Source organism: Nocardia sp. CDC160 (assembly GCF_035818795.1).
Classification (GTDB): Bacteria; Actinomycetota; Actinomycetes; order Mycobacteriales; family Mycobacteriaceae; genus Nocardia.
Map to the genome: position 1 here is coordinate 1 of NZ_JAYKYT010000005.1, position 8,569 is coordinate 8,569.

The 8,569-nt window shown below is 66.8% G+C and carries 9 protein-coding genes; 5 read left to right on the plus strand and 4 right to left on the minus strand.

Annotation, left to right across the window (positions count from 1 at the left end; translation table 11 throughout):
* The coding region (locus VMT40_RS27730; RefSeq protein ID WP_326361788.1) for an HNH endonuclease signature motif containing protein at positions 1-1,353 on the minus strand (1,353 nt) is incomplete at its 3' end.
* Positions 1,354-1,682: 329 nt separating this feature from the next.
* Between VMT40_RS27730 and VMT40_RS27735 the strand changes: the two genes are divergently transcribed.
* Together VMT40_RS27735 and VMT40_RS27740 are read left to right on the plus strand one after the other, a co-directional pair.
* Positions 1,683-3,446, plus strand: coding sequence for a hypothetical protein (locus VMT40_RS27735; RefSeq protein ID WP_326361789.1), 1,764 nt, complete (start codon positions 1,683-1,685; stop codon positions 3,444-3,446).
* 328 nt (positions 3,447-3,774) lie between these two features.
* Entirely contained in the window at positions 3,775-4,350 is a 576-nt protein-coding gene (locus VMT40_RS27740) for a TerD family protein (protein WP_326358623.1), read from the plus strand.
* Here VMT40_RS27740 and VMT40_RS27745 read toward each other — a convergent pair.
* The 3 genes from VMT40_RS27745 to VMT40_RS27755 all read right to left on the minus strand — a co-directional run bounded on the left by VMT40_RS27745 (position 4,332) and on the right by VMT40_RS27755 (position 6,650).
* Positions 4,332-5,288, minus strand: coding sequence for a PLP-dependent cysteine synthase family protein (locus VMT40_RS27745; protein ID WP_326358622.1), 957 nt, complete (start codon positions 5,286-5,288; stop codon positions 4,332-4,334). The two genes, VMT40_RS27740 and VMT40_RS27745, sit on opposite strands and share 19 nt — an antisense overlap.
* 66 nt (positions 5,289-5,354) lie before the next feature.
* On the minus strand, positions 5,355-6,158 hold the full coding sequence (locus VMT40_RS27750; RefSeq protein ID WP_326358512.1) for an SGNH/GDSL hydrolase family protein: 804 nt from the start codon (positions 6,156-6,158) through the stop codon (positions 5,355-5,357).
* A 75-nt stretch (positions 6,159-6,233) separates the two neighbouring features.
* On the minus strand, positions 6,234-6,650 hold the full coding sequence (locus VMT40_RS27755) for a nuclear transport factor 2 family protein (protein ID WP_326358511.1): 417 nt from the start codon (positions 6,648-6,650) through the stop codon (positions 6,234-6,236).
* Positions 6,651-6,779: 129 nt separating this feature from the next.
* Here VMT40_RS27755 and VMT40_RS27760 point away from each other — a divergent pair, with 129 nt between their 5' ends.
* The 3 genes from VMT40_RS27760 to VMT40_RS27770 all read left to right on the plus strand — a co-directional run.
* A complete protein-coding gene (locus VMT40_RS27760) occupies positions 6,780-7,712 on the plus strand; it encodes a LysR family transcriptional regulator (protein ID WP_326358510.1) in 933 nt (310 codons plus the stop codon).
* 138 nt (positions 7,713-7,850) lie between these two features.
* Positions 7,851-8,420, plus strand: a complete 570-nt coding sequence (locus VMT40_RS27765) for a TIGR03086 family metal-binding protein (RefSeq protein WP_326362757.1) — start codon at positions 7,851-7,853, stop codon at positions 8,418-8,420.
* A 36-nt stretch (positions 8,421-8,456) separates the two neighbouring features.
* The coding region (locus VMT40_RS27770) for an SDR family NAD(P)-dependent oxidoreductase (protein ID WP_326362759.1) at positions 8,457-8,569 on the plus strand (113 nt) is incomplete at its 3' end.

Genomic DNA, 8,569 nt, shown 5'->3' on the forward strand with positions numbered 1-8,569 from the left:
TTGTTCCAACCGCTCGGTCCGCGCGCGCACCAGCGTCCGCGCCAATTGCTCTGGCGCGTGGTGAGATTCGTTGATCCGCGGTGTGCCGGTGGGGTCGATGTGGCGTGGTGCGATCCACCCGATCCGCCCGGGGGTGTCCGAATCCGGGCCCAGTACCACGGTTTTCCAGCCGCCGGGCCCGTCGTGGACCAGGGCGTGGCAGGAATCGCAGGCCAAAGTCAGGTTTTCGATGTCGGTGGCCCCGCCCTTGGACCATTCGGTCACATGATGCACCGCAGCCATGGTGGCCGGGGCGGTGCATCCGGGTCGGCTGCAGCCCTTCTCGGCCGCGATCAACGCCAGCCGCTGATCCGGCGAAGCCAGCCGGTTCTTCTTGGCGCGGCCCAGGTGCAGGGGGCGACCGCTGTGATCGAAAACAGCCAGGAAGGGAGTGGCCTGCTCGGCCAGCCGCAACGCCTCCGGGATCGAGATCGTGCCCCCGGACGCGGTGGTGGTCACCCCGGCGGCGGCCTCGAGCTCGGCAACGGTCATGGTGAAGATCGTCGACACCGGCAGACCCCGGTGCTGACCGAACTCGGTCGGCCCCAGATCCGGACGCAGCAGGGCCAGGAGTGCGTCGTGGGTGCGCTGCGCGGTGGAACGGCGATCACGTTGCGCGGCAGCCTCCACCGCCTCCGGGGTGAGGTGTTCGTCGGCAACCCAGGGGCTCTGCGGGTCGTCGGGGTTACACATGCCAGGACGTGCGGCCTTGGCCAGGTACGGGTCCAAGACGGCGCTCAGGGCGGGGGTGAGCAGCCCGGAGATCGGACGCATCCCATCGGCACGCTGCGCGCCGATGCTGACCCCGCGCATGCGGGCACGGTCCTCGTCGCTGCTGCGCTTGCCGTCCGGGTCGAGGTAGGCCAGCAGATGCTCACCCGCCTTCGGCAGGGCGTCGGGGCTGGTCTGCACGGCCAAATGCACGAGCTGGCTTTCGGCGATGGCACGGTCGTCGGCGTTCACGCTCCCGGGAATCCGACCCATGATCTTCACGATGGCGCGCACGTGCGCGTCGGAGATGAACCCGCACTCCTGCGCCGAGGCCGTCCACGCCAACTCCGCAGCCTTCTCCGCGCCACTGGGGTCAGTCTTCGTGGCCAACACCTGCACCGCGTTCGCCCGCGCCAAGGCTTCCCCACGCCCCAAATGCAGGGTCTCGGCCAGAAACCGCGACAACTTCCCCACCCCGAACTTCTGCGGCAGCGACCGAGTTTCGGCCTCGGCGGCCAACTTCCGCGCCACCGCCTCCAACTGCCGCCGCGCCTCCTCGATCTCCCGCATCGTGGACACGATCTCGTCATCGGTGCACGGCACAAGCGATTGGTAAACGAGGTCGTCGGCAGCTTCACGCAACGCGGCGGTCGCCGCGAGCGCATCAGCGTGAACCAACTCCCCACATTTCATAACTCCTATTCTAGCAACCGAATTCACCACAATACATGTGAATTCCATTGTGACTAAACGAAATTCAACAATACCGACCATTCTTAATGGCTGTAGACCATCCGCCCCGGAAGCCACCGCAACCTAGCGGAACTCAACACGCGCCGAAGCATGTTCGTACGAATTCGGAACACCTCACAGCTACAAGCAACGTTTACTTCCGAACTGCCCAATGACTCCGAACCGCCCTCCTGGTGACGATGCTGTCTGTGAGAATCTCAGTGGGCTGGGGCACGCTGGCCGTGGCGGCGGGAACCGTTGGCGCCCTGATGTCGCCGATGACTCCGCAGGCACATGCGTTCGCGCCCGTCAGCGCCGCCACCGATCGGCAAGAACAGGTGCTCGACAATCGCGACGGCGTCATCGTCTCGCAGGTCAGCTTCCTGCTCCCACTACCACCGAACGCACCACCACATCCACCCGAGTGTGACCGGGCCGGATTCCTCCGCTATCGCGCCGCGGACGGCCCAACGGAGTCCGCCGACGCCGACTCCGTGGTGGTCCAGCAACAGGGATTCAATGGCGGCGCAATGAATTCCGACAGCGTCGCCGCCAACACCGTGCGCTCGGCCGCTCAGCTGGGCCGCAAGGTGGAGTTCTGGGCCATGGCGCGCCGCAGCAGCTGCCTGGACGAGACAACCGGATTCGACTACGCGTTGAAGACCGGCAATTACCTCGACGCCGTCGACTACTACTTCAACGGCATGCCGATCGATGGCCGAGTTTTCCCGGGGTTCAAGAACTCTCAGGATCTGCCACTCCTGGATTCCATGGGCCTCGAACGAGTACTGCGCGATCAGTACGAGATCATGCTGCACGAGATACCGGATCAGATTGTGCGGCAACATAAGTACGTATGCACCGGCATTTCCATGGGCGGTCTGGTCACCGGCTTCTTCGCCGACTGGGATTTCGGTAATGGCGATCCGGACGCCGCGGGCTACAGCCAGTGCGCGGCGTTCGTGGCGCAGGACTCCATGGTGTCCTCGGACCCGGTCGCCATTCAGAACACGCCGTTCCTGCACGATCTCACCAATGCCATCATCTCGCCGGTCAACGACATCCTGAAGGCGACCCAGAACATCGGTGTGCTGCCGCGCATTCTCGGGTCGACACCGGTCATCGGCACCAAGGCCTTCCTGATCTACCGTCTCGCCGGGCTCGCCGCGCATCTCGATCCCGATGGGGAAAGCCAACTGCTGGCGCATCTTCCACACGACTTCGAGATCGATTCGACCCTGAACTTCCTGTTCGCCCCGACCTGGGTCGGCTTCGCCACCAATGGCGCGGACGGCACCGGAACCCTGCGCGACTACCGCTTCACCAATACCGCCCTCCTGGGCGAGTTGCTGGACAACAACTCCTGCAACTTCGAACTCCTGCAGCAGGGCATGGGCGTGCTCGACGGCGGCCCGGTGCAGCCCAAGAGCTTCCCGAACCCCGGCGACGCGACCCAGATTCCACTGCTCGGCAACTACCTGCGACTCACTGCGGGCCCGCAGCAACGGTTCGCACCATCCGACCGGTCGGTGCTCTACACCTGGCGAAACTACGACAACGTCCAAGGCGTGCCCTACACCGCGCCCGGACACGAGGTAGCCGATATCCGCGATGTCGCACGGCAATTGGGCTCCGGCGGCCCCTACGCCTACTGGGAGACCTACTTCCCGCTCCGCGTCGTGCTCGATATCGCCGCCGGTTACGGCGGCGCGCGCACCGGCGACATGGGCAACCTGCGCTACCACGGCATGGAACGCACCAAGCCGAATCTGGTGCTCTGGGCCGGTGACAGCGTCGTCCAGTTCGGCCCCGGCCTGCTGTTCCCGGTTCCGCAAACCGCCATCGTGCAGACCCTGCCGGGCTACAACCACATCGACACCATCGGCGCGGCCGCGGTCCAGAACAACGGCCTGAGCGACTACAGCGGACGTTATCTGGCGGAGTTCCTGAGATCACTCGGATGACCTGCGGTACAGGTACATTCGACATGTGACGCTCGGTAAGGGGGAGCCGCGGTCAGGCCTGGGACGTTTAGCGCCCACCGCGGATGGCCCCGCCTTGGCCGCCCGGCTGCGGGCGGCGGTCTTCGACGCGCATGCCGAGGCGGTGCGCGCCAGTGACACCGCCGACCCCTCGGGTCCACCGATCAATCGGGATCTGATCGAGTTGCTCGCCCTGCAGCGGCGAATCACCGTCCTGGCCGATCAACTCGCCGCCGACGCCCTGGCCGCCGCGCCGCGCCGCGAGGACGATTGGGCATGGATGCATCGATCGCAGAGGAAAGGCAATTCGATGAGTGTCAGTTTGGCCAAGGGCGGCAATGTCTCACTGTCCAAGCAAGCGCCGAATTTGACGAAGGTGGCCGTCGCCCTGGGCTGGGATGTGCGCAGCACCACCGGAGCCGATTTCGATCTGGACGCCAGCGCCATGGCCTGCGGCCCCAACCGGCGTGTCGTCTCCGACAAGCATTTCGTCTTCTACAACAACCTGCGCTCGCCGGAGGGCACCATCGAGCACACCGGCGACAATCTCACCGGCGAGGGTGAGGGCGACGACGAGGTGATCAATGTGGATCTGGCGGCCATGCCGCCGACCATCACCAATATCTTCTTCCCCGTCTCGATCTACGAGGCCGAGACGCGGCGGCAGGCCTTCGGGCAGGTGCGCAATGCCTATATCCGGGTCGTCGACGCCGTCACCGGCACCGAGCTGACCCGCTTCGATCTCACCGAGGACGCTTCGACCGAGACCGCCATGGTGTTCGGCGAGCTGTATCGGCACGGGAACGAGTGGAAGTTCCGGGCCATCGGGCAGGGGTACGCGTCCGGATTGGCCGGTATCGCAAGGGATTACGGCGTTAACGTCTGAGTGTCGAGGCGGTACACCGGGGTGCTCAGGTATTTCAGGCCCGAGTCCACCAGCACGGTGACCACCCGCGCTCGCGCGCCCAGCCGCAGCCCGACCCGAATGGCGGCCAGCACATTCGCGCCGGAGGAGGTGCCCGCGCACAGCCCCTCCTCACGCGCCAGGCGGCGCGCCATCTGCTCGGCATCGGCGGTGGACACGGCCACCGTCTCGTCGACCAGGCTCGGATCCCACAGCGGCGGCAGGTAACCGATACCGATGCCCTCGATGCGATGCGCACCCGGCGCGCCGCACGAGAGCACGGCGGATTCGGCGGGCTCGACCGCGACCACATGCAGCCGTCGCTGCTTGTGGTAGCGCAGCAGTGACGCCGCGCCGCGCAGCGAGGCCGCCGTGCCGACCGCCTGGACGAACGCGTCCACCCGGCCCTCGGTCTGCGCCCAGATCTCCTGGCCCAGTGCGTGATAGCCGGTAATGCTGTCGGTGTTGCGCAACTGATCCGGCCAGAAGGTGTCCGGCTCGCGGCTGAGCCGCTCGGCCGTCTCGACCATGGTCGTGAACAGGCGCTCGGTGAACATCCCGTCCGGACTCGGGACCAGGGTGAGCTCCGCACCGTACGCGGCCATTTGCGTGAGCTTTTCGGCGCTGAACGCCGTCGAGCTCACGATCCGCAGCCGATAGCCCTTCGCGGCGCACACCAGCGCCAGCGCGGCACCCGTACTGCCGCCGGTGTATTCGACCACGGTGCCACCGGGTTTCAGCCGCCCGTCGCGTTCGGCCACACCGATCACGGCCTGCGCCATGCGGTCCTTCATGCTGCCCGTCGGATTCTGGCCCTCCACCTTCACCAGAATCTCCGCGCAACCCGGCGGCACCACCCGGTTCAGGCGCACCAGCGGAGTATCGCCGATCGCCGCCAACGCGTTCTCGCCGATGAACATGATCCGCACCGACCCTTCCGCCCCCCCACTGGGCTCAGGGTCGATTGTCCGGCAGCGGAGGTGGTTTCAGTACGGGAACGGCTGTGCGGCCGCGAGCCGGACCGGCAGCGGCTCGGGCCGTTTGGCGGTGCGATTGTCGCCGGAGGACAGGCCGCGCAGGCGGCGCAATACCCACGGACCCAATGCGACGGCCGCCCACTGCAATTCGGCCGCCATCGCACGAAACACGCCGTACTCGGGCAGGGCGGGCGTGATCGGACGGGTCCAGGCGTCGTCCGCGCCGGGCAGGCGCAAGGCTTCGGCCATGGCGTCGGCAATGCGCTGGTGGCCGAGCGGGCTGGCGTGCAGGCGATCCGGGCTCCACAGGCGCGGGTCGGCGACCACGGCGTGATGGCCGGTCTCGGCCACGATCACGTCGTAGCGGCGGGCCGCCGCACGCAGGCGGTCATTGAGGATCGCGATGCGGCCGCGAATGGGCCGGACCAGCGGAATGTTCTGCGCGATATCGGGAAAGGTGAGCGTCGCGACGACCGCGCCGGTGCGGGCGAAGGCCGCGAACATGGCCTCGACGTGTCCGGCGATCTCGTCCGGATCGAAGTTCGGCCGCAGCAGATCGTTCATGCCCGCCAGCACGGTGACCAGGTCCGGTCGCAGCGCCAGCCCCACCTCGAGCTGGTCGGCCCGGATCTGGTGGGCCAGCTTGCCGCGCACCGCCAGATTGGCATAGCGCAGTTCGGGATTGGTGACGGCGAGTCGCTCGGCCAGCCGGTCCGCCCATCCCCGCAGGCCGGTCAGGTCGTCGCCGTCGCCGACACCCTCGGTCTGAGAGTCGCCCACGGCGACATAGCGGGTGAAGTTGCCATCGGTCATGGCGGATCGGCCTTTCGGTGACTTTCGTGGATCATCCCAGGAAATCGGCGCGGGTTCGTGCCCGGCCAAGTCAATTCACGAGCCCGCCGCCTGCCGTTCGATTTGCGCGACGGCCTCGGCCTGAATCCGGTCGAACTGGGCGGCCATCGCCTCGGCGAGCGCCTGCGCGCCCGAGAGCGGGCGGACCATCACCATGAATTCGTCGATCTTGCCGTCGACGTCGAGGTGGATGAGATCGCAGCCGGTAATGCGCTTGCCGTTGACGGTCGTCTCGAAAACCAGCGCATGGTCGACGGCATCGTCCGCGCCGATCTCCTTGACGTAGCGGAAGTCTTCGAAGACCCGCATGACCCCGCGCAGGATGGCGGCGGTAATGGCCTTGCCCGGGTAGGGCTTGAAGGCGACCGGGCTGGTGAACACCACATTGTCGGCCAGCAGAGCCTCGACGGCGGCCTCGTCGCGGGCCTCGATGGCCTTGCGGAACGGATGCATGATGCCTCGATTCTGATAGTCAACTCATTGCATATCCGTTGTGAACCGTAGCGCGATTCCTTGGCGAGTGTCCAGAGTCTTGATAGTCAAAAAATTGAGTATGCATTGCCTGGTCAATAGACTGGTTCGGTGCGACATAGGCAGGCCGATGGTTCGATGGACCTGGCGCAGCTGCGAACGTTCCTGGCCGTGTATCGAGCGGGTTCGATTACCGCGGCGGCCGGTCAGGTCGGGCTCTCGCAACCGACCGTCACCACCCAACTCCAAGCCCTCGAACGCCACCTGGGCCGCCCCCTGTTCGAGCGACTCCCGCGCGGCGTCGCACCCACCGCCGCCGCCCACGATCTGGCCGCCCGGGTCGCCGCGCCCCTGGACGCCCTCGAATCCGTCACCGGCACCGGCACCCTCGACAGCCCGCCCGTCACGGAACCGCCCGTACTGCTCGGCGGCCCCACCGAACTCCTGGGCACCCTGGTTCTTCCGGCCCTCGCGCCGCTGATCGCCGAGGGCATCCGACTCACGGTGACCACCGGCCTCGCCGATGACCTCCTGGTCGACCTCCGCGTCGGCAAACTCGATCTGGCCCTGTCCACGGTCCGCCCCCGCGGCCGCACCGTCCTCGCCGACGCCCTGGCCGACGAGGAGTTCATCCTGGTCGGCGCGCCCGACCTCGCCGCCCGTGCCGACCCGAACCGCCTGCGCGCCAACGACTTCACCGCCACCCCGCTGGTCGCCTACGCCCCCGACCTACCCATCATCCGCCGCTACTGGCGGCACGTCTTCGACACCCGCCTCGAGGCCGAACCCGCCCTGGTCGTCCCCGACCTACGGGCCGTCCTCGCGGCGGTCGTCGCCGGTGCGGGCATCTCGGTCCTCCCCACCTACCTGTGCACCCGCGAATTGTCCTCGGGCGCAATCGAACCCCTGCACACCCCCGCCGACGCCCCGATCAACACCATCTTCCTGGCCCGCCGAGTAGGCGGCCCACCCCGCCCCCACGTCGACCGCCTCCGCACCCACCTCCGCGAAACGGCCCGCCACTGGCAATCCTGCGCCGATTGATCGGCCCTGGGAATCGGGCCATTCGGTTGCCAACGCAATGTCCGATACCCGCCAGCCATGGGCAGTGGTTGCGGCGAGGGTGGGGTTATGGCCAACTGTTTCGAAGGGATCGTTGATCGGTTCGTGTTGTCGAGCGGGATGTTCGAGGCGAGGTTGCGGGAGGTTCGGGCCGGACAGTGGGGTGGGCCGACTCCGTGTGCGGAATGGACTGTGCGGCAGCTGGTCAATCACGTGACTCGGGGGAATCTCAATTACACGGCCCTAGTACAGGGTGGGTCAGCCGCGGAGTTCCTCCGCCTGCGCGACGCGGACGCCCTGGGGTCGGATCCGCTCGCCGCATATCTGCGTTCGGTCGACCGTGCGGTCGACGCCTTCACCCAGTCCGACGCTCTGTGCCGGATCGTCGATTACCCCTTGGGGAAGGTCTCCGGCCGCCAGGCCTTGGCGATCAGAACCACGGATACCGCCATCCACACGTGGGATCTGGCCCGCGCTATCGGCAGCGATGACACGCTCGAACCCGCCCTGATCGACTGGATCGGCAGGAATCTCCAGGATATCTACGGCGATCTTCCTGAGACGCCGCTCTCCTCCGAATCGACCCACCGATTCTTTGCCGCCCCAACCGGCACCTCCGGATCCGCTGTCTCCCAGCAAGATCACCTACTTCGCCGGATGGGGAGAAGTCCGGAGAAGGTCCCGTTCTAGGCCAGCGCGGCGGGAGTCGCTGTCTAGCATCGGGTTATGGAGCTGTCGTATGTGGTGACCGGGGGTGGGCGGGGGATTGGGCGGGCCATTGTCGAGCGGATGGTGCGGCGGGGGCATGCGGTTGTGGTGGTGGAGAAGGAGGGTGGGGG

Bases quoted from the DNA above. Each gene is read 5' to 3' on its own strand.
- VMT40_RS27735 (WP_326361789.1), top strand. From the start codon at position 1,683: ATGCTGTCTGTGAGAATCTCAGTGGGCTGGGGCACGCTGGCCGTGGCG.
- VMT40_RS27740 (WP_326358623.1), top strand. From the start codon at position 3,775: ATGAGTGTCAGTTTGGCCAAGGGCGGCAATGTCTCACTGTCCAAGCAA.
- VMT40_RS27745 (WP_326358622.1), bottom strand. From the start codon at position 5,288: ATGTTCATCGGCGAGAACGCGTTGGCGGCGATCGGCGATACTCCGCTG.
- VMT40_RS27750 (WP_326358512.1), bottom strand. From the start codon at position 6,158: ATGACCGATGGCAACTTCACCCGCTATGTCGCCGTGGGCGACTCTCAG.
- VMT40_RS27755 (WP_326358511.1), bottom strand. From the start codon at position 6,650: ATGCATCCGTTCCGCAAGGCCATCGAGGCCCGCGACGAGGCCGCCGTC.
- VMT40_RS27765 (WP_326362757.1), top strand. From the start codon at position 7,851: ATGTTCGAGGCGAGGTTGCGGGAGGTTCGGGCCGGACAGTGGGGTGGG.